This is a genomic window from Formosa sp. S-31 (genome assembly GCF_051172795.1).
In the GTDB taxonomy this organism is placed as follows: Bacteria; Bacteroidota; Bacteroidia; order Flavobacteriales; family Flavobacteriaceae; genus Formosa.
On record NZ_JAENDK010000009.1, the window covers coordinates 104,705 to 128,916 of the forward strand.

Annotated in this window: 20 protein-coding genes; 9 read left to right on the forward strand and 11 right to left on the reverse strand. The window is 37.0% G+C overall.

Annotated elements, in window-relative coordinates; all coding sequences use genetic code 11:
- Positions 1-115: 115 nt before the first annotated feature.
- The 5 genes from I3217_RS14135 to I3217_RS14155 form a co-directional block, all read right to left on the reverse strand.
- On the reverse strand, positions 116-547 hold the full coding sequence (locus I3217_RS14135) for a hypothetical protein (protein ID WP_435050424.1): 432 nt from the start codon (positions 545-547) through the stop codon (positions 116-118).
- 64 nt (positions 548-611) lie between these two features.
- Positions 612-812, reverse strand: a complete 201-nt coding sequence (locus I3217_RS14140; protein ID WP_435050425.1) for a hypothetical protein — start codon at positions 810-812, stop codon at positions 612-614.
- Positions 813-815: 3 nt separating this feature from the next.
- Complete coding sequence (locus tag I3217_RS14145) at positions 816-1,163, reverse strand: hypothetical protein (RefSeq protein WP_435050426.1); 348 nt, start codon at positions 1,161-1,163, stop codon at positions 816-818.
- 3 nt (positions 1,164-1,166) lie between these two features.
- A complete protein-coding gene (locus tag I3217_RS14150) occupies positions 1,167-1,496 on the reverse strand; it encodes a YtxH domain-containing protein (protein WP_435050427.1) in 330 nt (109 codons plus the stop codon).
- A gap of 240 nt (positions 1,497-1,736) precedes the next feature.
- Positions 1,737-2,438, reverse strand: a complete 702-nt coding sequence (locus tag I3217_RS14155) for an NUDIX hydrolase (protein ID WP_435050428.1) — start codon at positions 2,436-2,438, stop codon at positions 1,737-1,739.
- 106 nt (positions 2,439-2,544) lie between these two features.
- Here I3217_RS14155 and galK point away from each other — a divergent pair, with 106 nt between their 5' ends.
- The 3 genes from galK to I3217_RS14170 are packed head-to-tail and all read left to right on the forward strand — an operon-like array spanning position 2,545 to position 7,387.
- Positions 2,545-3,696 (forward strand): galactokinase, encoded by a 1,152-nt coding sequence (gene galK / locus I3217_RS14160; RefSeq protein WP_435050429.1) that lies wholly within the window; start codon positions 2,545-2,547, stop codon positions 3,694-3,696.
- A gap of 20 nt (positions 3,697-3,716) precedes the next feature.
- Entirely contained in the window at positions 3,717-4,736 is a 1,020-nt protein-coding gene (locus I3217_RS14165) for a UDP-glucose--hexose-1-phosphate uridylyltransferase (protein ID WP_435050430.1), read from the forward strand.
- A 38-nt stretch (positions 4,737-4,774) separates the two neighbouring features.
- Entirely contained in the window at positions 4,775-7,387 is a 2,613-nt protein-coding gene (locus tag I3217_RS14170) for a cellulase family glycosylhydrolase (protein ID WP_435050431.1), read from the forward strand.
- 96 nt (positions 7,388-7,483) lie between these two features.
- On the opposite strand, the gene I3217_RS14175 is transcribed toward I3217_RS14170, so the two are convergent.
- The 6 genes from I3217_RS14175 to I3217_RS14200 form a co-directional block, all read right to left on the reverse strand.
- Positions 7,484-9,292, reverse strand: coding sequence for a hypothetical protein (locus I3217_RS14175; RefSeq protein WP_435050432.1), 1,809 nt, complete (start codon positions 9,290-9,292; stop codon positions 7,484-7,486).
- Positions 9,293-9,434: 142 nt separating this feature from the next.
- Positions 9,435-10,835 (reverse strand): TolC family protein, encoded by a 1,401-nt coding sequence (locus tag I3217_RS14180; RefSeq protein WP_435050433.1) that lies wholly within the window; start codon positions 10,833-10,835, stop codon positions 9,435-9,437.
- Complete coding sequence (locus I3217_RS14185; protein ID WP_435050434.1) at positions 10,835-12,187, reverse strand: HlyD family secretion protein; 1,353 nt, start codon at positions 12,185-12,187, stop codon at positions 10,835-10,837. The genes I3217_RS14180 and I3217_RS14185 overlap by 1 nt, the downstream gene beginning before the upstream one ends.
- Positions 12,187-13,854, reverse strand: coding sequence for a peptidase domain-containing ABC transporter (locus tag I3217_RS14190; protein WP_435050435.1), 1,668 nt, complete (start codon positions 13,852-13,854; stop codon positions 12,187-12,189). Before I3217_RS14190 ends, I3217_RS14185 begins: the two co-directional genes overlap by 1 nt.
- Positions 13,855-13,903: 49 nt before the next feature.
- Positions 13,904-14,572, reverse strand: coding sequence for a TetR/AcrR family transcriptional regulator (locus tag I3217_RS14195; RefSeq protein ID WP_435050436.1), 669 nt, complete (start codon positions 14,570-14,572; stop codon positions 13,904-13,906).
- Between the two features lie 72 nt (positions 14,573-14,644).
- A complete protein-coding gene (locus I3217_RS14200) occupies positions 14,645-15,238 on the reverse strand; it encodes a DUF502 domain-containing protein (RefSeq protein ID WP_435050437.1) in 594 nt (197 codons plus the stop codon).
- Between the two features lie 184 nt (positions 15,239-15,422).
- On the opposite strand from I3217_RS14200, the gene I3217_RS14205 reads away from it, so the two are divergent.
- The 6 genes from I3217_RS14205 (at position 15,423) to I3217_RS14230 (ending at position 24,082) form a co-directional block, all read left to right on the forward strand.
- Positions 15,423-15,950, forward strand: coding sequence for a DUF4251 domain-containing protein (locus I3217_RS14205; protein WP_435050438.1), 528 nt, complete (start codon positions 15,423-15,425; stop codon positions 15,948-15,950).
- Positions 15,951-16,299: 349 nt separating this feature from the next.
- A complete protein-coding gene (locus I3217_RS14210; RefSeq protein WP_435050581.1) occupies positions 16,300-17,394 on the forward strand; it encodes a glycoside hydrolase family 88 protein in 1,095 nt (364 codons plus the stop codon).
- A 13-nt stretch (positions 17,395-17,407) separates the two neighbouring features.
- Positions 17,408-18,715 (forward strand): BNR repeat-containing protein, encoded by a 1,308-nt coding sequence (locus I3217_RS14215; RefSeq protein ID WP_435050439.1) that lies wholly within the window; start codon positions 17,408-17,410, stop codon positions 18,713-18,715.
- An 11-nt stretch (positions 18,716-18,726) separates the two neighbouring features.
- Positions 18,727-20,742 (forward strand): DUF2264 domain-containing protein, encoded by a 2,016-nt coding sequence (locus I3217_RS14220; RefSeq protein ID WP_435050440.1) that lies wholly within the window; start codon positions 18,727-18,729, stop codon positions 20,740-20,742.
- A gap of 196 nt (positions 20,743-20,938) precedes the next feature.
- Positions 20,939-22,453, forward strand: a complete 1,515-nt coding sequence (locus tag I3217_RS14225) for a family 43 glycosylhydrolase (RefSeq protein ID WP_435050441.1) — start codon at positions 20,939-20,941, stop codon at positions 22,451-22,453.
- A gap of 6 nt (positions 22,454-22,459) precedes the next feature.
- Positions 22,460-24,082: a glycoside hydrolase family 43 protein gene (locus I3217_RS14230; RefSeq protein ID WP_435050442.1), complete on the forward strand. Its 1,623-nt coding sequence runs from the start codon at positions 22,460-22,462 to the stop codon at positions 24,080-24,082.
- Positions 24,083-24,212 lie beyond the last annotated feature (130 nt).

Below are 24,212 nucleotides of genomic sequence, written 5' to 3' on the forward strand. Positions count from 1 at the left end.
AGATTTCAGTTTATTATAGATTATTATATGATGTGTATTGAGGTAAATCTGAAATACATTAAAATTGATAAAATGTGAAATTGATTTTCACATGATGCTAGCTTGAAAATATTTTTTAATTCAGACTTGTCATTCCGTATTGATTAATGCTTTGTTTTTCATTTTCGGCAAGCGAAAACTTCAATTCTGTCCAAGCTGTACCTTCAATCCCTTTTAATTCAATTCCGGTGTCGGTTTTAATAATGGTTATTAGAAAATCAGTAAGATTCTTATCTTTAATTGAGGAAACTTTATCTAATTCAACCATACCGTATTCATCAACAGCCTGAGGTTGATAGTTATTAAGGTTAAATGATAAATCTACCCAAGAACCTCCTTTAACATTCTTCATTTTTATCCCATTTTCAGTTTTCTCGATTATAACATTAAAATCCTTTAAACTGCTAGACTTTATTTCTTGAGCCACTGCCTTAAAACTTGCTGTTAAAAGAAATAATACGAGAAATACATTACATACCTTTTTGTTAAAATTCAATTTTGATTTCATATACAATTTAGTTTAGTTGGTTAGTCTTTATTTGAAGAAATACTTTAGTAAATTAACTGGAGCCTCAAAACAATCTTTTAAACAAAGCAAACGCACCATATTTAATTCCTACATTTAAAAGCGCCTGAATCCAGTTTAGCGGTTGAATATCTTCTTTAAAATCGCCTTTTAAGCCTTTCATTTCTTCCCAGGCTATCTGGCGTTCCAAATCCAGACGTTTTAATTCGTAATCAATCTCCTCGAATGTTCTAAAATCTTTTTTCATAGTTTAATCGAAAAAATTATGAGACATTTTCTGAATAAACCTATGGTCTATGCGATGTCTTAATAAATAAATAACCAGCGCCACAAGAAAAAATGCACCGCCTACAATCAGAGCTCCAAGGGCCAGGCTATCTAAAGCTTTGCCTATAGCCAGAGCAGCCGACAATGCAAAAAATAAAAACGCGATAAATACAACACCTCCAATAACAAAGATTTTCCCCAGTAAACTCATAGCAACGGTAAATTGCTGAAAAACCTTTAAGCGAACATACTGGTGAGAAGATTTTACATACCGCTCACCAATATCTTTAGCTTTACCGGAAGTCTCATTTAAAGATTCAAAAACACTCATATATTATGATTTTTGAAATTTCTTGTTTTGAGCTTTTAAATCGGCTAATTTTTTTTCTAAACTGGAAATAAGATCATCAGCTTTATGACTGGCACCTTTAACTAATGAATCTAATTGCTCGTCCAAGGTTACTTTTTTAGACTGCATGCTACTTGCCATTTTATCTTTAAGATCGCTGGCATTTACATTAATTTTATCGCGTGCCGCCATGGCTTCATCTGTCAGTTTTTGTCTGGTAACACTCCCTTTTTCCGGAGCAAAAAGAATACCCGCCAAAGCACCTATAGCTGTACCTGCAATAAGTCCTAATAATGCACTACTACTGTTACTCATGATGTTAGGTTTTTAATGGATTAAATGTATTGATTAATATAACGTTCCTTAAAATTACAATTTTAAGTTTAACAAATCTAATTATTTACAAAAAAGAGAATGGCTACAAATCAGTTTTTAATGAACGCTAAAGCAATCTGTTTTTTTAATAATCCTGTACTGGAAAGCTCCGATTTATTATAAAAGTATATCACACCTTTATCTTATTAGTAATACCTTAAAATATCTTACTTAAAATTATTATATCTCAAAATGATATCCCGAATTCACCAACTTCCTGTAATTATCGGCATTAAACTGATATAAGAATGCTCCTCGTCTGGAATTTGACTTATCTTTCTCTTCCAGTTTTTCCAAAACCTTTAAAGAAAGCACCTTTTTTCTGAAATTCCCCGAATCAAATTCACATTGGTATATGGCTTCATACAAACTCTGCAATTGCGGAATTGTAAACTTTTCCGGCAGCAGCTCAAACCCAATCGGTTGATATTTAGCTTTACGTCTTAATTCCTCTAAAGCATCTATTACCATCTGATTATGATCTAAAGTTAATTGAGGCACTTCATTTAAATTACACCAATAAGCACCGTGTTTTTCAACCAGTGCTTTATCGTAGTCATCGATTCGTATCAAAGCGTACTGCGCAATGGAAATACAGCGCGCGCCCTTGTCTCTATCCACTCTGGTGTAGGTTTTTAATTGTTCTAAAAACACATGGTCGAGACCTGTAATTTGCTTTAAAACGCGTTTAGCTGAAGTGTTATCATCTTCATCCAGTTCTACAAAACTCCCAATTAAAGACCAATCTCCTTTGTCGGGTTCTACTCGTCTTTTAAAGATTAACAATTTAAGTTCTCCCTGGTCAAACCCAAAAACAATACAATCGGATGCAACATACATTTTGTCATTGGAAGCGTAATAGTCTATTTGTTGTTTGATCATAAGTACTAAAATAAAAGTTAAAATTAATAAAAGTATAATTTACATTTATTAATTTTAACTAATTTTTAAAACCGGCTGGTTTTAGTATTAAAAAACCTAAAAACTAATGAAAGACACTTTACTAAAAAACATACAAAATTCCTTTAAAAGTCAGTTTAAAGGAGAGCCGCTTATGGTATTTTCTCCCGGTCGCATCAATGTTATTGGTGAACATACCGATTATAATGATGGATTTGTTTTTCCGGCAGCTATTGACAAAGGCATTGCTGCTGCAGTCCAACAATCAGACAACGACTTTTGTATCGCACATGCTTACGATTTAGATGAGTATTACGAATTTACTTTAGACCAGATTTCACCTTTAAATCAAGGTGGCTGGCGCAATTATATTATAGGTGTTGTTGCCGAGATTCAGAAAAAAGGAATTTCTCTGTCCCCTTTTAACATTGTATTTGGAGGCAACATTCCCGAAGGCGCCGGATTATCATCATCTGCTGCATTAGAAAACAGTGTGGTTTTTAGCCTTAATGAATTATTCAATCTTGGTTTAAGCAAATCGGAAATGATTTTAATTTCTCAACAGGCAGAACACAATTATGCTGGAGTAAAATGTGGTATTATGGACCAGTACGCCAGCATGTTCGGACAAAAAGATCAGGCTTTATTATTGGACTGCCGTACACAGGAAGCGACACCTTTTAAAATTGATTTTCACGATTATCAATTACTATTAATAAATACAAATGTAAAACACGACCTGTCTGAGGCCGCTTATAACGACCGCAGACAAGTGTGCGAAAATGTAAGCAAGCTTCTTAACATAAAAGCCTTAAGAGATGCTACAGCCTCAGACTTGGTGGCTATAAAACCTCAACTTTTAGAAGAAGATTATCAGAAAGCACTTTTTGTAATTCAGGAAAACAACCGAGCACTGGAAGCCGTTGAAGCTATGAAAGCTAACGAACTGGAGCATTTAGGTTCTTTGCTTTTTGGCTCGCATGATGGCCTTCAGCATCAGTATCAGGTAAGTTGTAAAGAGTTAGATTTTTTAGTTGATTTCGCAAAAAACAGTCCGCATATTATCGGTGCACGAATGATGGGTGGCGGATTTGGCGGCTGTACCATTAATATCGTAAAAAAGTCCGAACTGGAAACCCTTCAGGACACTATTGCAAATGTTTATAAAGCAGCCTTCGATAAAGACTGTTCGTTCTATAATGTAAACCTGTCCGAAGGTACTCATCTTGTTTCAATGTAATCCCTATAATTAAAAGTATTATGACTAATAATATTCACGAATATTCACATAAACGATTAAATGTATTAACCGGAGAATGGGTTTTGGTTTCTCCACATCGCGCCAAACGTCCATGGCAAGGTCAGAATGAAGACGTTGCTAATGAGGTACGGCCAAGCCATGACGAAACTTGCTATTTATGTTCAGGAAATGTAAGAGCTAATGGTGAAAAAAACCCGGATTACACCGATGTTTTTGTATTTACCAACGATTTTGCAGCTCTTCAAAAAGATTCTGAAACCTTTTCTGTAAAAGACGGGCTGTTACAAGCCGAAAGCGAACAAGGCATCTGTAAAGTTATTTGTTTTAGTCCCGACCATTCTAAAAGTCTGGCTAATATGTCGGTACCGGCAATAAACAAAGTTGTAAAAACCTGGCAACACGAATACAAGACTCTTGGTGAGCTACCATTGATTAACTATGTCCAAATTTTTGAAAACAAAGGTGCAATTATGGGGTGTAGTAATCCTCATCCACACGGACAAATCTGGAGCCAGTCTACCTTACCTAACGAAGTCATTAAAAAAGATACACAACAAAAACAATATTACGACACCAATAAATCGACGATATTGTCTGATTACTTAACACAGGAGTTTGAGGCTAAAGAGCGTATTATTTACGAAAATAAAGACTTCGTTGTATTAGTGCCATTCTGGGCTACCTGGCCTTTCGAAACTATGATTGTACCTAAAGAAGCTCAAAAACATATTCTGGAAATGAACGATAACCAGACAGAAGCTTTCGCAGATGCCATTTCCGTAATTACGAAAGCCTACGACAAATTATTTAATATTTCTTTCCCGTATTCCAGCGGAATTCATCAGGCTCCTACTAATAACGAAGACAACACTCATTGGCACTGGCATATGAGTTTTTATCCGCCATTACTTCGTAGTGCTACGGTTAAAAAATTTATGGTCGGATACGAAATGTTTGGCTCTCCTCAACGAGACATTACCCCGGAGTGGGCGGCAAACACTTTAAAAGCACTGGTTTAATCACCATGGGAATAGCTTCCCTTTTTCAATATAATACCATGATAACATTAAAATTATCAAAATCTGTTTTAAACCCATTAAAATACACACTAAGTATTTTAATGGGTTTAATTTTTATGTCAGCAGCCTGTCAAAATAACTCCAGAGCTGTTTATGTAGACCCTAAGGGAGTTATGCGCTGGGATGACACTCAAAAAGAAGTTAAAGGTTTTGGTGTAAACTACACCGTACCTTTCGCTCACGGATACCGTTCTGCCATCCGTATGGGATTAGATCCTAAAACGGAAATGGATAAGGATATTTACCATTTATCACGTCTTGGCTTTGACTTATTTAGAATACATGTCTGGGATACTGAAATTAGTGATACCAAAGGAAACCTTTTACAGAACGAACATTTAGATGCGTTCGATTACTTAATTTATAAACTAAAAGAAAAGGGGTTCAATTTCGTTATAACTCCTATAGCATTTTGGGGAAATGGCTGGCCCGAACCAGATACTCCATCCCCTGGCTTTGCCTACAAATATGGAAAAGCCGATTGCCTTACTAATCCTGACGCCATAAAAGCTCAGGAAAATTATTTGGCTCAGTTTTTAAACCATATTAATCCGTATACCCAAACTGCCTATAAAAACGACCCAAATGTTATTGCTTTCGAAATCAGCAACGAACCACACCATTCCGGAAGCGGCACTGAAGTCACCAAATTTGTATCTGGCATGGTAAAAGCCTTAAAAAGCACAGGAACTAAAAAACCGATATTTTACAATATAAGTCATGGCGTTCATTTTGTTGACGATTATTTTAAAGGCGGAATTCAAGGCGGAACGTTTCAGTGGTATCCGACAGGTTTAGGTTACCAAAAAGAACTTTCTGGCAATCTGCTGCCTAATGTAAACGATTATACCATACCTTTTGAAGCTGCAATAAAAAAACACCACGGTGCAAAACTGGTTTACGAATTTGACACCGCCGATGTTGGAAAGTCTTACCTCTACCCTGCCATGGCCAGAAGCTTCAGAACTGCAGGCATCCAGATCGCCACACAATTTGCTTACGACCCTATGTTTACGGCATATTCAAATACAGAATATAACACACATTATATGAATCTGGTGTATACGCCACAAAAAGCACTTAGTTTAATGATTTGCTCCAAGATCTTTCATGAAATTCCCATGTATGAAAATTTCGGTGGCTACCCTAAAAACTCATCATTTCAAAATATAGCCATAGACTACGAACGGGATTTAGCTGTGTATAATTCCGAAGACACTTTTATCTACACAAATTCTACCAATGCTATTCCTAAAAATGAAACCGAACTCAAACAGATATCTGGGTATGGCAATTCATCTTTGGTACAATACGACGGGACTGGAGCCTATTTTTTAGATCAAATAGAAGAAGGTATCTGGCGCTTAGAACTTTTACCCGATGCTGTTTGGGTAGATAATCCTTTTGGAAAAAACAGTCCCAAAAAAACTGTGGCTGTAATCAACTGGCAAACACATAATTTTACACTCAACCTTAAAGATTTAAAATCTGATTTTTCAGTTAAAGCAATAAACTCAGGAAACACATTTACATCGCACACTAAAAATCAGACATTTAAAATACGTCCCGGAACCTATATTTTAACCCGTAAAGGACTCAATAAAACCGTATCTCCGACAACACCTTTTAAACAAAATCTTTTAAATGATTTCTATGCTCCGGAAGCTACTGTAAACAAAACCTGGCTAACACACACACCTATAAAAGAAGCGACAGCGAATACCTCATTTAAAATTAAAGCCACTTGCATCGTTACCGAGCAACCAAAAACCCTAAAAATTGTTGGATACAGCGGACATGCTCAAATTAATCTGGAAATGAGCAAAACAGCGCCTTATCAATACGAAGTCAAAATCCCAAAAGAACAACTGCAAACAGGGTATTTTAAATATCATATTATTATAGATTACGAAGATGGAAAAACCCTAAGCTACCCTTCCGGGCATGAAGGACAACTTTCAGACTGGGACTACTATCATCAAAACATGTATAGTACGACACTGGTCCCTGCAACCAACCCTATACTATTGTTCAATGCTTTAGAAGATTTCGATAATTTAGTCATTCCATGGCGAGACGGTTTACAGTTACAACCGACGACAATTCCTGATGAAGCTGAAGTGCAAATACCTTTAAAAACCATCTACCAACCCGATAATGAAAATTTAAATGCCGAGCCTATTTACGATTACTCCTTTAAACATTTTATTCTGGACAGAATTGCAGGACGAGAATCAGATTTAGCAAGTAAAACACAAATTATAATAAAAGGACATTCTTTAAATAATAAACCCTGTACCATTCAATTAGCTCTGGTAACACATACAGGGGCATCCTTCGGAAAAACAATCACTTTACAGCCCGAAACAGACACTTACACTATAAACACATCCGATTTAAAACCTGTAAAAACCGTTACACTTCCACGACCGTATCCCAGCTTTTTACCCTATTACTTCGAACATCAAAACACAGAATCGTTTGATATAAACACGGTTGAAAGTATACAATTCTCTATTGGTCCGGGTATTTCTAAAACAGAACTTACAAAACCTCAAGGCATTGGACTTATTAATGTGACTTTAGAATAACAGAAACACGATTTCATAAAAACAAAACAGCACTTGGATATCCAAGTGCTGTTTATAAAATCTTGAGGCAAAAAAGACTTGCGAATCACGCAATAACTATGCTATTTGCGTAATGTTATCGATTTTAATGGTTAAATTATTTAAGCGGTTTAATTCGGTTTTTAACCCGCTGTAAATTGAAGTTTTAGAACTTTCAAAATACCCTTTGGTATTTTCAAATAAATCCTGATAATACTGCACGCCTCCTTTTAAATTATCTACAAAAGAGGTAAAATAGCGTTTATCTTTATTGTTTGATATTGTTCCTACTTCATTTAATTTTTCAGTAATATAATCTACATATATCGTTAATTCCTTTACGAACATATTTGGACGTTCTGGCGATACAATATTTTTTAATTCCCCGTAAATATAAGAGGTCATATCTTTTAAAGACATAATTTTAGAAAAGTATGCCATATTAGGCCCAGGACAAACAGAAACACCTTTACCTTCGGTCTTGGTATCTAAATTATATTTTAACAAGGCCGATGTTCCCAGCCCTACACAAGTACAGGACTTCTCTGTAATTTTATTAAAAGCCTTATCATATGCTTCTTTATCCAAATTCTGAGCGTCGAGTTCCTTTAGTTTTAAATGCTGATACTGTCTGGATGCCGTACATAAACCTTCTTCCAGAAATTCCTTATTTAAAGCCACAAACTTTTTAGGACAGGCACTTCCCGGACGATTTTTATCTATATTTCTCTGTTTTTCCAGATCCTTGGTATTACCTTTTAAGCTGTTAAAAGGCACGCCCAAAGGCGAAATATCACTTAAGTATAAATCTTTTTCTTTTGCCTGCACCATTTGGTTAAGCGTATCATCATCTACTGTAGTCGCCTCTGGAACAAGTAAAAAAGGTGTCCCCCAGCCTACAGAATCCAGTTTATACTGATCTAATAAAAATTCGTGTTCTTCGTTAGTTCCCACGCCACCCTGAGCAGTAATTTTAACATCTAAAATATCCTGAGGAACCACTAAATTCTTTTCGGATAAAGCTTTGCTTAATAGCTCGAATAATTCGTTTGCAAGACTACCTTTATTAGTTTGAAACTCGTTTAATATTGGGCCCATTAGTAAGCCGTTAGTCGCGAAAGCATGGCCACCACAATTTAAACCAGATTCAATTCTATACTCAGAAACCCAAAGTCCCTTTTTAGCTAAAATTTTTCCCTGAATTAAGGCCGAACGATAATCGCTAACCTTTAGAATTATTTTCTTTTTGATATATCCTTCAGCATCAGGATAAAAATCTTTAAAATTTTCCAGATAGCTGAATAAATGTGGATTCATCCCTGCAGAAAGAATTAAAGACGAACTTAAATCACTGTTTGCATAGCCTCTTAAAGCTGAATGCGCATCGTTATACTCGGTTGGTAATTTACTTTTATCCTTGTAATTATCCTTATCTACCTTGGTCATAATATTGACATCGATACTTCCCTTTCTTAAATGGCTGGATAAAAATTCTTTGGCTTTTTCCAGTCCAAAAGGTTTCGAAATAAATGCAGACACCTGTTCTTTTAGCTGAGACGTTCCAGGTAATAAATTTAAATACTGTTTTAGATCTTCAATATGAGACGCATTTGCAGCTTTTAACTGGTTAAATTTTTGTTCGGAAACCTCGTGTATTAAATTTAAGTACGAAGTAATACGCTTGGCTCGGAAATCGGTTTGATTGGCATCAATTTCCTCATATGGCATCTGGAACATACTACAATACATCTTTCTTAACTTCTCGATAAGAATATCATCTACCAGCGAAATGGCCGAATCGATACCTAAATGCGATACTTTAAGCGGTGTATCTATAGTAAACCCAATACCCATTACAGGAATATGAAATGAGTGTGTTTTGGTCATGATTAATCTTTTTTTATCTCTTTATTTTCAGACAAAGAGACGCAAAGGTCATGTACTGAATTTACATAGACTATGATTTTTGTCATATCTCAATGCAAATCCTGCAATTCTAATCAGCAAAACACTATAGTTTAAACCCTGGTTATTCTATAGTTAAACCCAGACTATTATAAAGTTTAGCCACAGCAACTAGTTGCTTGGTAAGCAAATCATTTTCTTTTAACTGCGCATCAATTAATTTTTGTTCGCGCGAGTTAATTAAAAATAAAGAACTATCTCCAAGAGCAAATTTACGCTCTTCGGCCTTAACCATGGTTTCGTAATCCTGAACTATATTTTTAATTAACGCATTCTGAGTTTCTAAAGAAGTTAATTCAGCCTGAATAGCTTCGGCTTTATTTTTGATTTTTAATACTGAATTTACTCTATCGAGTTTAGCATCCTCCAGTTTTAAATTAGCCAGACGTAAATCGCCACGCTCCTTTCTTAAAAACAAAGGCATACTAAAATTAACAAACGCCTTATAATTTGCCGTATTAAACGAATTTATTTGATCGACATCCTGAGTTAAAAAATTATACTGTAAGTCTAATTTAGGAAGCAACTTGGTCTTTTTATAAAACTTATCTATATCTAATTGCCCTATTTTAGCATCTAAGCTTAAAACTTTAGGATGCAGTTGCAGTAAAGCATCATCGTTATCTAAATTTTTTAAAGCCAGGGAAGCTTTTAAACTGTCTACAGAAGGTAATTCCGGCATAACATCGGGTTGAACTTCCATAGGAATATCATTAACCCACAAATAATTACTCAATTCCAGACGTGCCTTTTGCATATGTAAATTAGCCGCTTCCAGCCCCAGTTCTCTATTCTGGTAGGTAATTCTTGCTTCGGTAGCATCGATAGCTGCTTTGTCGCCTTCTTCCACGCTTAACACTACAGCTTCGTAACGTTGTTTCGCATTTTGTAAAGACGTGGTATAAATATCCTGTTCGGTAGCTGCCTGCAACCAGTTAAAATATGCCTTACTGGCCTCGAACAACAAATTGTTTACTAAAAGATTGCGCTCAGCAGCTGTCTGGTCCTTAAAATACTTCGCTTTTTTTAATGTAGCCATACGCTCATCAATCAATAGCCCCTGAGCCAGAGAAAAAGAAACACCCGCACTGTAAAGTCCATCTTCAGGAACTGTTAAACTCGGATCTAAATAATACCCTGTATTATTTTCGAAATTAGCTTTAAACTCTACACCATACCAGGTTGGTACTTTAAAGGTTGAATAAAATGTATCATAATACTCGGTGCCTTTAAACTTTTTACGGTCGTAATCGACTTCTATTTTAGGATCGAAACCACCACGTGCCTTTAACAAATTTGCTTCTCCGGAACTCAAAACAATATCTGCCTGTTTCATGATGGGATGATATTTTTTAACATACCCCAGAAACTCTTCGAAAGACAATATATTCTCAGGAGCAGTTTGTGCCTCTAATGAAAACCCGAAAGCAAACATCGCAATAAAAAAGACAATTATACTTCTCATTACTTTTTAGATTTAACGTTTTCAGCACTATTAGGCTGATAGTAATTAGGAGGAAAACCGTTTAACTTACGCCATAATTCAAACCAGATTGGCACATCTTCCAGTAATGCAAAAGTATACGCACCAGAACCCACACTTAATTTTTCAGGCCAGGCATTTTCATTTTTATCTGGAGCGATAAGTACTCTAAATTTTCCGTTTGGACTAATAAACGATTCAATAGCCACAACATTTCCGGCATAAGTACCATAAGATGTGTTTGGCCAGCCGCTAAAGAAAATGGAAGGCCAGCCATCAAACTGAATCCTTACGGTTTCTCCTATATGCAATAAAGGCAAATCTATAGGATTTATATAAGTTTCTACTGCCAGTTGAAAGTTAGCAGGCATAATTCCTACCAACTGCTCGCCTTCCTTAAAAGTCTCTCCAATTCCGCCTTTTAACGCTTTTGTAATATACCCATTTTGTGGTGCTTTAATATAATACATATCGTTACGCATTTCATAGTTAGTCGATTGACTTTCTAATTTAGAGACCTGTGCTTCGGCCTCGTATTGACTGGACTCTGCAGTATACATATCGCTAGTGGTTTTAGCTATCTTATCGGCATATTCCGCGCCAATTCTGTTCAGTTCTATTCCCGCATTTATCACATCGTTTTTACTGCTTAACAGTTTATTTTCCTGAGCAATAAGTTTAGCCTGAGCTTCCTGTAATTTTACTCGTTTTTCTTCAACATCGGTTACGGCTTTCAGGCCTTCACTTTGCAACGTTTTAGTACGGTTGTATTGACGCTCTACAATTTCATAATTGTTTTTTAAGGCCTCCAAATCCATACTATCACTAACCACCTTAAATTTAGACTGTTCTAACTTATTTTGTGCCTGAGAAAGTTTTAATTGTCTTTCATTTTTTAGAGCAGCCACCTGATTCCCTAGAGCCTTAATTTTTTCCTGATAGGATACGACCGATTTACTTTTAGCCTCTTTCTGAATATTAGTACGGGCTACTAAATTAGGATCCTGATATTCATTTTTAATCTCAGAAATATGTAAAATAGTATCGCCTTTTTTCACGTAATCCCCTTCCATAACATACCAGTGTTCTATACGTCCAGGAATTGGCGACTGGATGGTTTGTGGTCTCTGATCCGGGGTTAAAGTTGTAACGTACCCGCGACCACTAACATTTTGAGTCCAAGGTAAAAACAATACAACCAAAATAATTATGGTAAAAATGGCTAACATGCGGTTAAACACTTTACTGTTTTTAGGAGAAAAGGCCTTTTTATACGACTTGTATTCTTCTAAAGGTATCTTTTTATTAAGCTGAGTATTTGAAATGTTTAACATTATATATTCGCTTGATTAATAATTTGTCCGTTTGAAATTTCTATGGTTTTATTACAATATGGCCACCATTGCTGATTCTGACTCGAAATTACCAATGCCCATGGTCTTTCCTTAGCCGTTAGATATTTCATAAGTTGTTCCGCTTCGTCATTTTCAAAATATTCTAACGGATCTTTTAATAGCAACAACTTAGGTTTATGTACAATTGCTCTTGCTAATAATATACGTTTAGATACGGTAAACGGTATTTGCTGCCCTTCCGGATACAATACCGTATCTATACCCTTAGGCTGCGTTTTTATAAAAGGTAATAATCCGGTACTTTTTAAAACCTCATGCAACTGCTCCTGAGAAATATCTTTTCTTCCAAAGGTTATATTCTCTAAAATGGTTCCTTCAAAAGGCAATTGAAATGGTAACACCTGTCCCACATAAGCTCTGTATTTATTTGGCCAAACCCCAATCATGGAAAAATCATTCACATAGAAAGCACCATAAGTTGGCGTAAGTAAACCAGATAATATTTTAAGCAAAGTGGTTTTTCCGGAACCCGATTCGCCATCAAGTAAAATACGATCGCTTTTCTCAATATTGAAACTAAGCTGACTTAATACTTTATACCCCTCCGGATCTCTATACGTAAGTTTGTCTAATTCGATATGTAAATCGCGCTCTAATTCAAATGGATCTTCTCCCGATTGCTCCTCCAGTTCTTTATCGACAACCTGCCCTATTTTCTCCAAAGAAGTCAGCACGTCGTAAAAAGACTCCAAACCACGAATTAATTTTTCAACTGAAGTAATAACCAATAGAATAATAATTTCGGCTGCGACAAACTGACCAATGTTCATTTGCTGATTCAAAACCAGTAAACCTCCGATACTTAAAAGTCCGGCAGTTACCAAAACTTTAAATCCAATTAATTGTAAAAACTGAAGCACTAACACCTTAAAATGACTCTCTCTGGCATCTAAATATTGCGAGGTATAATAATCATTTTTTTCCATAGCAAGGTTGGTTCTTCCTGACAGTTTAAAACTTGTTAAAGATCTGGAAACCTCCTGTAACCAGTGCGCTACTTTATACTTGTTTTTCGACTCCAGTAAACTGGTATCTAATCCTTTCTTAGCTGTAAATTTAAAAACCAGATAAATTAGAACCACAAGTAAAAGACCGTAAAAAATGAAAAAGGCGTGATAAAAAGATAATAAAATCAAACCGAAAATGATCTGTAAAACAGCTGCCGGAAAATCTATTAAAATCTTAGATAAACTTTTCTGTATGGTTAAAATATCGAAAAAGCGATTAGCCAGTTCCGGCGGATAATAATTATGCAGTTCCTTCATTTTAATTTTCGGGAATCGGTAGGCAAATTCAAAAGATGCTCTGGTGAAGATTTTCTGCTGTACCATTTCCAGTATACGCATTTGCATAAGCTGTAATACACCTTGAAACGCTACCCCTAGAGTTACCAGTACCACAAGTACAATCCAGGAGGTAGAAACCTGTGCTCCCTGAATTAAATTGATAATGGCCTGTATTCCTAAAGGCAATGTTAATGCAACTATCCCAGCGAAAATAGCATAATAAAAAATCTGGCGAATATCCCTTTCATCTAACTTTAAAAGGTATATAAAGCGCCTCCACGGAGACATTATTTTTTTCATTTATTTATTTTTTTCTTTATCAACAATATATAGCGTTACTTTTTTACTACTAACTAAGAGTCTTATCTACTAGTTCTTTATAAAATCTAACCAAATCATTTTTATCTTGCATAGTATTGGTTAATCCCGGAATATGCTCTGCAAAATAGCGCTGCTGCAAAGCACTTTCTATAACTGTAGACACTAACATAACCGGAAATTCAAAATTTGGATTTACATCCAGAACTAATTGACTAACACGTTGTACTACGCGCTTATAAATTTTATGAAATCCCTTTTTATTCTCCAAGTCTACATCTTTAGTGTAAAAAGATTTAATAGATTCCGAAATAATTATTCGGTTTAAAACTACTTCGTCTATATAACTAAAACTGTGATCTTCTTTAACCTCTTCTGTTAGTATACATATGGCATTATGGAGTTTTTCCTTAGGTGTTGTGGCAGAACTTAAGGCTACTATTAACTTATACTCAATCCAGCTCCAGTACCAGTTAACCAGATACATTAAAAAATAATGTTTATTCTCGAAATAGCGATAAATAGAACTTTCGTTTGAGCCAATTAGCTTCCCAAGCTTTTTAAAATTAAAAGCCTCAAACCCGCATTCATCAATTAATACAATCCCTTTGTTTACAATCTTTTTTCCTAAATCTGACGATTCCGGATTCTTAATATAAAGGTCGGGATTAATTACAATCTGTATTGGTAATTCTTCCATAGCATCACAAATATAATAGTATTACTATTAAAACATAACTGCTATACTATTTTTATAAAATTTTTAAGATTTCTAACTAAACGATTTAGAGCGATTAACATCCAAGCCTTTCCCAAAATGGTTTAGTGCATTCATTGCCTGTTTCATGGTTATTGGTATATATTCGCAGGATTCAACAGGAAAATAACGCACTTCTCCAGCATCCATCTTAGGAGCATCTGGCACATAAACAGCTAATAAATCAGGGTTACTACGATCGGTAATAAAAGCGACTAAATAGAATGCTTCTTCTTTAAGCAAAACAGGTTCCCAAAAGTTTTGTTTTTCATAAACTACATCATCTATAAGGCGGTATTTCATCATCTGAAACGACGGAAAAAAATAGAACAAACGTTCTTCAACCTTGTTTCCCCATTGTTTAAAAAATCCATGCAATAAAAAATATCCAAAAATGTAACCTATAAATAAAATCACCAGAATACCAACTATAAAAACTGCCGCTGAACCAAAGACCGATTTTAAATCCAACAACTCTGTTAATTTATGAGAAACAGGCAATAACAGCTGCAGCGCTTTAGAAAATAAGACAACAACTATTAACATTGGTACAACAAAAAACAAGGTTCCTGCCAGAACGTATTTTACTATTGATTTAGGTTTTAACATAAGAGACTAAAATTAAAATCTGTTTTATCTGTGTAAGTTACCAAATTTAAAGTCAGAAATTGCACTCCAGATTTGTAAGACACTCGAAAACTTTAAACCTTAAAAAAATGCCGAAAATTTTGTAAATTTAAGTAAGCAGTATTCGATATAACATTTATCTACAATAAATTACACTTAAAAACATATGAAAACTTATAGCCTTTTACTTTTTAGTTTACTTTGCTGTGTTCAGCTATGCTTTTCACAAACCAAAGCAGAAAGAAAAGAAGCGAAAAAAGCGCAAGAAGCGGAAGCTTTTAAAAATGTAAAAACGCTGGTAGAATCTGGGTCGTATATGTTCGAAGCCGACTGGGCTTTTGCCCAGGGTGGCGCTCGAATAAATCTGATCGGAAATCCGAACTTCTTAATTGTAGATCAGGGACACACTAAAGGCGATTTACCTTATTTTGGAGTAGCCCAAATAGTAAATTACGGAGGTGATGGCGGAATTAATTTTGACGGACCAGCAGAAAATTATACCATTAGCTATAATAAAAAGAAAAACTGGGTACTCGTTAAATTTTCCACCAGTGACAAACTGGAAGGTATAAATGTTATTTTAAAAGTACTTGGCCCGGAAAGTGCAACTGTATCCATTAACAGTAACACCCGAAATTCCATTACTTACGACGGGAAAGTAATTGAGATCCCAGAAGATTTGAAGAAAAACTGAAGGACATTAATCTGCTAAATAACGAACCAAAATCATAAAACAGAACACTCAAAAAAATAAGTGTTAAAATCACACAAATAATTAATAAAACAATTAGTTCAATATCGGAATCGTTTGTAAAACCTATGCAATTGAATTATATTCACATAAAACTAACTAAGCTCAAAAATCGCAACTGAATTTTGGCTAAATAATGCCCTTTGAACTATAACTTAAAATGAAATATTCCATTCTGACAACCCCCGTATCAATAGCTATTATTAGTCTTTTTACAACATTCACAGCCTGCAAAACGGAAAACACAAAACCACAAAAAGCACAACCCAATTGGGCTGAGCAGCATTTGGAAATGGCAGCCAACAACTACAAAACCCTTTCCAAAAACGTTCCTGTCAACCAATTTCCCACTACTTATACCAACGATACTCTTAGATTTAGTGACTCTGGTTGGTGGTGCAGTGGTTTTTACCCAGGTACTTTGGTGTATTTATTTGAAGGCACTCAAGATTCCATGTTTCTTAAAACCGTCGAAACAAAATTGACAGAACTTAAAAAAGAACAATATAATACCACCACCCACGATTTAGGATTTATGATGTTCTGCAGTTATGGCAATGCTTATCAAGTAACGCACAACCCTAAATATGCCGAAATCATCAAAAATGCATCACAATCTATAAGCTCTCGTTTCAATCCAAAAACGGGAACTATCCGCTCTTGGGATCCTGCACCGTGGAATGACAAATGGGAATACCCTGTAATCATTGACAATATGATGAACTTGGAAATGCTTCTTTGGGCTGGGAAACAATTCAACAACCATAAATTTACCGAAGTAGCCTTAACACATGCCGATACCACGCTAAACAATCATTTCCGTAAAGATTTTAGCAGTTACCATGTTGTGTCCTACGATACCATTTCAGGAAATGTTGAAATGAAAAATACCGATCAAGGCTATGCCGATGAATCCTCTTGGGCACGAGGACAAGCCTGGGGATTGTACGGCTACACCACCATGTACCGATATACCAAAAACCAAAAGTATTTAGAACATGCCATGGGTATTGCTGACTTTATAGTGAACCATCCCAACCTTCCTGAAAATAAAATTCCGTATTGGGATTTTGACGCTCCAAATATTCCCAATGCCAAAAGAGATGCCTCGGCTGCGGCTATCATGGCTTCTGCCTTTTTGGAACTCAAAAACTACGCTTCTGAAGACAAAGCCAAAATCTATTTTAACACTGCCGAACAAATGCTCAAGAGTCTTTCTTCTCCTGAATATTTTGCATCGCAAGATGAACAAGGCGGTTTTATCATCAAACATTGTGTTGGGAATATGCCTGATAATACCGAAGTTGATGTTCCCCTCTCCTATGCCGACTATTATTACGTGGAAGCACTTTTAAGATACTTAAACAAAATAGAACTCATCAATTAGACATTAGGCAATCATGTTAAAACATACGTTTTCCTATCTTTTACTTTTTCTTTTAGCAGCATCTTGCCATAAGACTTCGTTCCAAAAACCTTTAGAAACCAGCATCTCTCACGTGGGTGAAGGTTGGGCCAAGAACTCTATCAATACGGTTATTTTCAGAAAAAATTCGTTAGTAACTCACAACAAACACCAGTACATTGCTTACTATAATCCAGAAGGCCATGTGGTATTGGGAAAAAGACTCCTAAAATCCAGCCAATGGGAAACCTTCGTCACTCCTTACACCGCCCATGTAGAAGATGCCCATAACTCAATCAGCATTATGGTTGATAGCGAGGGGTTTTTACATGTGGCTTGGGGCAACCACAACAATCAGCTTAACTATGCGAAAAGTGTACGTCCCAATTCCTTGGAACTAGGCAAGAAAACACCAATGTTGAGCGACAAAGAGCAACAGGTCAGTTACCCTGAATTCTACGCCTTACAGGATGGCAACCTCCTGTTTTTCTATAGAGATGGAGGTTCTGGAAATGGTAATCTAGTCATCAACCATTACAACACCCAAACCCAAACTTGGCACAGGGTACAGGATAATCTTATAGACGGAGAAGGTTTAAGAAATGCCTATTGGCAGGCCTATGTAGACAAAAATGACCAAATTCATATTTCTTGGGTTTGGAGGGAAAGCCCCGATGTGGCTAGCAATCATGATTTGGCTTACGCCACTTCCAAAGACGGTGGGAAAACCTGGCAAAAATCGACAGGAGAAATTTACCAACTTCCTATTACAGAAAGCTCTGCTGAAGTGATTGAAAACATCCCTCAAAACAGCGAGCTTATCAACCAAACTTCCATGACCTCCGACAAGCATGGCAATCCTTTCATTGTGAGTTATTGGCGTGAAGCAGATAGTGAGATTCCGCAATTCCATCTTACCTACAAAACAGACCAATGGCAAACTGTCGATTTAAGTTTCAGAAAAACACCTTTTAGCCTAAGTGGACTAGGTACGAAATCCATTCCTATTTCCAGACCACAAATAGTGGTTACAAATTCAAATCAAGTATTGGTTATTTTCAGAGATGAAGAACGTGGCAGTAAAGTTTCTATTGCCCATAACACTATTCCCTTTAACACCAAATGGCAAGTCTTGGATTTAAGCCAAGAATCATATGCGGCGTGGGAACCAACCTTAGATACCGAACTTTGGAAAACCTCAAAAACACTAAGCCTGTTTTTACAAAAAACCTATCAAGTAGACGGTGAAGGCTTATCCAATATTCAGAAAAGTGATGTTGAAGTTTTAGACTGGCAACCTTAAAAAATAAAACGATGAAAATCACATTTACATTAATAGCACTCTTTTTAACAGCGAATTTCACAAGGCTAAATGCCCAAAGCAACCAAAAAGCAGCGGCTGTTTTTCAAATTGACCAACCTGATTACGAACAGAGTCCCTATACAGGAATGACCAAACAACACTGGAGGGATGCCGCATTATACATATTGGAAGGCGCCTTTTCATACATCGATTCCTATGAAGACCCGATGAAGTTCCCCAAATTACCAGGTAAAAGCTACCCGCATAACGAAGATCAGGTACCAACGGAAAAGCTAGAAGGCTTATGCCGTACGTTGTTTGTAGCAGCGCCACTTTTAAAGGAAAATCCCTCCTTACAGGTTAACGGCCTTGATGTGGCAAAATATTATCGCCTTCAAATTTTAAATTTACTAGATCCTTCTAAGGCCTCCTATATCCCACCTAGAACTCAAGATCAGGGGCCTACGCAAATTCTCGTAGAGTTTGGAGCGTTGGCCATTTCACTTTTTGTAGCACCGGAGGCCATTTGGGAACCATTGTCCCAAGAGCAAAAAGACACCTTAGCCCATACCATGCTGAGCTATGGAAATGGACCAACTGTACCTTCCAACTGGAGGTTTTTCAACATTTTCGTGATGAGTTTTTTCAAAGATCAAGGATACCCCATAAACGAGAAATTATTAACCGAATATTTAAATCTATCCCTAGATCAATACCGTGCGGATGGCTGGTATAATGACGCTCCTGCCTATGACTATTACAGCATGTGGGCCTTTCAGCTTTACGGTATTTTATGGTCTGAATTTTACGGACAGAAGTACCTCCCAGAAATTGCAGCAAAGTTCACCAGTAATTTTACAGACATGACCGACAATTATCCTTATCTGTTTTCAAAAAATGGAGAAATGATCATGTATGGCAGAAGTATCAGCTATCGGTTTGCTTCTATTAGCCCGCTACCCTTTTTCGGAACCTTAGAAAATGAAGACATTAATTATGGTTGGATGCGCAGAATTTCCTCAGGCGTCCTAATGCAGTTTTTGTCCAACCCAGAATTTCTGGAAGACGAAGTTCCTACTCTCGGCTTTTACGGACATTTTGAACCTGCCGTTCAAAATTACAGCTGTCGCGGCAGTGTGTATTGGATAGGCAAAGCCTTTCTTGGGTTGCTCATTCCTGACAACAATCCATTTTGGACTGCCAGAGAAAACAATGGCCCTTGGAAAACCGATTTCAAAAAAGATACGGTTTACAATAAATTTCAAAAAAAGTCGAACATCTTAATTACAGATTACCCCAATATTGGCGCTTCAGAAATACGTGCTTGGTGTCATGAAAAAGTAGCGGATGATTGGCAAAAGTTCCGTTCTTCTGAAAATTACAATAAACTGTCCTACAACAGTGCCTTTCCCTGGCAAGCAGATGGACAGAACGGAGAAGTCTCAATGAATTATGCCATCAAAAACCAAAAAAATGAATGGGAAGTATTTAGACTTTACGATTTCAAAAAATTTGAGGACAGTATTTACTATCGAGATGCTGTTTTGGAAACCGATGAAACTGTTACCATGCAATTGGCCGACATTCCTTTACCAAATGGCATACTGCGTGTAGACCTGAACACAACCAACAAACCATTGGAAATACGTTTGGGTCATTACGCCCTTCCCAAATTGGAAAAAGATATCAAATACTCCAGAAAACGCATTGATGGCCACGAGGTATTGATTATGGATAACGGCACCTACCAACTTGCCATGGTCATACTGAGTGGTTGGGACAACTTAGAATTTGTTGAAACTACAAGATTGCATCCTGTTTCCGGAGAAAGCAGTGTTTTGAATGCTGTTGCCCAATACGCACCAAAAGAAGACAACGTTTTTGCATGTTTGATGCTTTGGAAAACATCGGGAGACTCTTGGAGTAAAGAGGATTTGGTTCCTGTAAAAAATGTAAAATTGAAAAATAACAAGGTCATTATCAAAATGAAAGATGGTAGTACAAAAACCTGTAAATTTTCAAATTAAAACACCGCTCAAAATTTATCATATTATCATTTTTCATTCACCAAAAGCACTTTTTTAACAAATTGAAGTAATATTTTTTGATAAATCAAAAAATTAAAACGATTAAATTAAAGGACAAACCGTATATTTATAGTCAAAATAACCATAAGCTTGTTTTTGAAAAGCAATTTACTCTGTTCTTTAATTTAATTAACCGATGAAACCAATATTTACAGTCCTAGTAATTCTATGTACATTTTATACGGCTAAAGCCCAAAACCAAAATTACAAGCAAACAACCCAAGAAGGATATTATACCAACCCAATATTCCCTGGTGATTATCCAGACCCAAGTATTTTAAGGGATGGAGATGATTTTTACATGGTGCATTCTTCTTTTGAATACTATCCTGGCCTTTTGATTTGGCACTCTACAGACCTCATCAACTGGGAACCAGTTACCAATGCCCTGAACACTTATGTAGGTTCCGTTTGGGCACCGGATTTGGTAAAATATGAAGGCAAGTATTACATTTATTTCCCGGCAAGCGATACCAACTATGTGATTGTTGCCGACGATATTAAAGGCCCTTGGAGCGCTCCAAAAGAATTAAAAATTACCATGATCGACCCCGGTCATATCACGGATGACCAAGGCAACCGCTACCTCTATTTCAGTAGCGGCAGCTATGTACCACTTTCCATAGACGGTCTTACCGTGACAGGAGAACCTAAACATGTGTATGATGGTTGGGAAATTCCACGCGAATGGAGTATTGAATGTTTCTGTATGGAAGGTCCTAAACTGTTTAAACGAGGGGATTACTACTACCTCACCGTTGCCGAAGGTGGTACCGCTGGACCCGCCACTGGGCATATGGTGATTTCCGCACGTTCCAAATCGCCTTTAGGACCATGGGAGAATGCGCCTCACAATCCCATCCTTAGAACGCAATCTGTAGACGAACAATGGCGGTCTATGGGACACGCCACTATTTTTGAAGACGGACATGACCAATGGTATATGCTATTCCACGGCTATGAAAAAGGGTTTTACAATATGGGACGTCAAACCATGTTGACACCTATTGAATGGACCAAAGATGGCTGGTACAAAATCCCTGACCATATTGACATTAACAAGGCGATCAAACTACCGAATCTTAAAAACAAACTGAAAAACAACTTCACGTTAAGTGACACCTTCAAAGGTCCAGAACTAGCACCACAATGGAGTTTCTTTAAAGGATCCGAAACCAACAGGTATCAGTTTACCGACAACAGCCTAGAAGTTAAAGGGAAAGGCAACGGTGTTGCCAATTGCTCCCCTTTACTGGCCATGCCTGCCAACCATTCCTATACCGCAGACGTGGAATTGGAAATTGAAGGAGAAGCCATAGGCGGCTTGGTATTGTTCTATAACGAAAGTGCGTTTTCGGGAATTCTAGCTGACAAAGAAAATGTATTGGCCAATTTAAGAGGTTGGCAGTTTCCTACAGAACGTAACGTCATTAAAAGACACGTATATCTACGCCTGAAAAACACCAATAACTTGGTTGACATGTACTACAGTTTAGACGGAAAGGAATGGCTTAAAATTGAAAACTCATTCGATGCCACTGCCTACCACCACAATGTCCTTAGTGGTTTTATGGGACTAAGAATTGGCCTATGCTCTATGGGAGAAGGCAACGTACGTTTCAAGAATTTTGTTTATACTCCGCTGAATTAAAGCATAATGACAATACTACCAAAAACACTAAAATTAAACGGCATCAAACTTACCATTATCACGGTAATGGCCTGCTTCAACCTCTTTGGACAAACAGCTCCAGCCACTTTTGAAAATCCTATTCTCCCTGGGTATCATCCCGACCCGTCCATTTGCAGGGTGGATGACGACTATTATTTGATCAATTCCACCTTTGTTTGGTTCCCTGGTTTACCAATTTATCACAGTAAAGACCTTGTAAATTGGGAACTTATTGGGCATGCTATTGACCGCCCAGATCAAATGAATTTCGATAAGTTACCAGATATGCTTGGCCTCTTTGCTGCTACCATTAGGCATCACGATGGCGTATTTTACATCATCAATACCTGTGTGGGGTGCGGGATGAACTTCTATGTAACCGCTACCAACCCTGCAGGTCCATGGTCCGATCCTAATTGGCTGCCTGAAGCCGATGGTATTGACCCTTCGTTGATGTGGGACGATGATGGCAAATGTTACTATACGGGAGTTGTAGGTGCCGAAACGCCAGAATGGAAAGACCAAGGGGTTATTTTCACCCAAGAACTGGATTTACAACAAAAGAAATTGGTAGGCGAACGCCATAATGCTACCTATGGCCATGCCAACAACGCTTCCTATTCCGAAGGGCCACATCTTTATAAAATAAACGGCAAATACCTCTTGATGATTTCTGAAGGAGGTACAGGCATTTACCACGCCCTTACCGTGCACCATAGCGATTCTGTATTTGGTCCCTACACTACGGACTATATCAACCCTGTGTTGAGCCACCGTCATTTAGGGCAAGATTACCCCGTACATGCCATTGGCCATGGCGATTTGGTACAGACCCAAAACGGCGAATGGTGGTGCGTGATGCTAGGCAAACGTCGATTGGACAGACTAACCACTCTTGCCAGGGAAACCTTTTTGGCCAAAGTGGAGTTTGATGGGCAAACGCCCGTGTTCAATCCAGGTGAAGGCAAAGTACTCATGACACAAACCCGTCCCAATTTACCTTGGACGCCTTTTGAAAAACAACCTGCCAAGGACGAATTTGAAGGCGATAAACTGGATCTAAAATGGAGTACCATTCGGACGCCTAAGGAACCGTTTTATAATGTAAGCAAAGGAGCGCTTAGCCTCAATCTGCGAAAGGAAGTCATGGACAGCCTTGTCAATTCTTCCATTTTGGTGCAGCGCATTGAACACCATAAATTTGAAGCTTCCACCAAAATGACTTTTAAAACCTCCAAAGATAATGAACAGGCAGGTTTAACAGTGTACAGAACCAACGAAAATCACTTCAACCTTTTAAAAGACAAGAATTCCTTGGTATTGATCAAAGCTTTTAAAGGCGAACAAACCGAAATTGCCCGTATCCCCTACAAAAACAAAGAGGTCTATTTTCATGTAGAAGGCAACGATTTGGACATTCAATTTAGCTACGGTGAAACTTTGGAGGCCCTAAAACCAATTGGGGACAAACAAAACCTCATTGTGATTGCAGATCTTCAGGGGAATGCCATGTTTAATGGTCCGGGTATTGGCATGTATGCCACCAGTAATGGCAAGACCTCCAAAAACAAAGCGGTTTTTGATTGGTTTTATTATGAGGGCAAATAATAATTATTATAAAAATTAATATGAGGAACTAATAACACAATTAAATATAGTGTATTGCAATTTCAAGTCAGAACAGTTTTTCTCTTAAAAAAACGCTTCTACAATTTAAGAAGCGTTTTTTTTGTTTATA

Bases quoted from the DNA above. Each gene is read 5' to 3' on its own strand.
- I3217_RS14215 (WP_435050439.1), top strand. From the start codon at position 17,408: ATGTTAAAACATACGTTTTCCTATCTTTTACTTTTTCTTTTAGCAGCA.
- I3217_RS14220 (WP_435050440.1), top strand. From the start codon at position 18,727: ATGAAAATCACATTTACATTAATAGCACTCTTTTTAACAGCGAATTTC.
- I3217_RS14210 (WP_435050581.1), top strand. From the start codon at position 16,300: ATGGCAGCCAACAACTACAAAACCCTTTCCAAAAACGTTCCTGTCAAC.
- I3217_RS14190 (WP_435050435.1), bottom strand. From the start codon at position 13,854: ATGAAAAAAATAATGTCTCCGTGGAGGCGCTTTATATACCTTTTAAAG.
- I3217_RS14140 (WP_435050425.1), bottom strand. From the start codon at position 812: ATGAAAAAAGATTTTAGAACATTCGAGGAGATTGATTACGAATTAAAA.
- I3217_RS14165 (WP_435050430.1), top strand. From the start codon at position 3,717: ATGACTAATAATATTCACGAATATTCACATAAACGATTAAATGTATTA.
- I3217_RS14135 (WP_435050424.1), bottom strand. From the start codon at position 547: ATGAAATCAAAATTGAATTTTAACAAAAAGGTATGTAATGTATTTCTC.
- I3217_RS14170 (WP_435050431.1), top strand. From the start codon at position 4,775: ATGATAACATTAAAATTATCAAAATCTGTTTTAAACCCATTAAAATAC.
- I3217_RS14175 (WP_435050432.1), bottom strand. From the start codon at position 9,292: ATGACCAAAACACACTCATTTCATATTCCTGTAATGGGTATTGGGTTT.
- I3217_RS14205 (WP_435050438.1), top strand. From the start codon at position 15,423: ATGAAAACTTATAGCCTTTTACTTTTTAGTTTACTTTGCTGTGTTCAG.
- I3217_RS14230 (WP_435050442.1), top strand. From the start codon at position 22,460: ATGACAATACTACCAAAAACACTAAAATTAAACGGCATCAAACTTACC.
- I3217_RS14185 (WP_435050434.1), bottom strand. From the start codon at position 12,187: ATGTTAAACATTTCAAATACTCAGCTTAATAAAAAGATACCTTTAGAA.
- I3217_RS14150 (WP_435050427.1), bottom strand. From the start codon at position 1,496: ATGAGTAACAGTAGTAGTGCATTATTAGGACTTATTGCAGGTACAGCT.
- I3217_RS14180 (WP_435050433.1), bottom strand. From the start codon at position 10,835: ATGAGAAGTATAATTGTCTTTTTTATTGCGATGTTTGCTTTCGGGTTT.
- galK (WP_435050429.1), top strand. From the start codon at position 2,545: ATGAAAGACACTTTACTAAAAAACATACAAAATTCCTTTAAAAGTCAG.
- I3217_RS14200 (WP_435050437.1), bottom strand. From the start codon at position 15,238: ATGTTAAAACCTAAATCAATAGTAAAATACGTTCTGGCAGGAACCTTG.
- I3217_RS14155 (WP_435050428.1), bottom strand. From the start codon at position 2,438: ATGATCAAACAACAAATAGACTATTACGCTTCCAATGACAAAATGTAT.
- I3217_RS14195 (WP_435050436.1), bottom strand. From the start codon at position 14,572: ATGGAAGAATTACCAATACAGATTGTAATTAATCCCGACCTTTATATT.
- I3217_RS14145 (WP_435050426.1), bottom strand. From the start codon at position 1,163: ATGAGTGTTTTTGAATCTTTAAATGAGACTTCCGGTAAAGCTAAAGAT.
- I3217_RS14225 (WP_435050441.1), top strand. From the start codon at position 20,939: ATGAAACCAATATTTACAGTCCTAGTAATTCTATGTACATTTTATACG.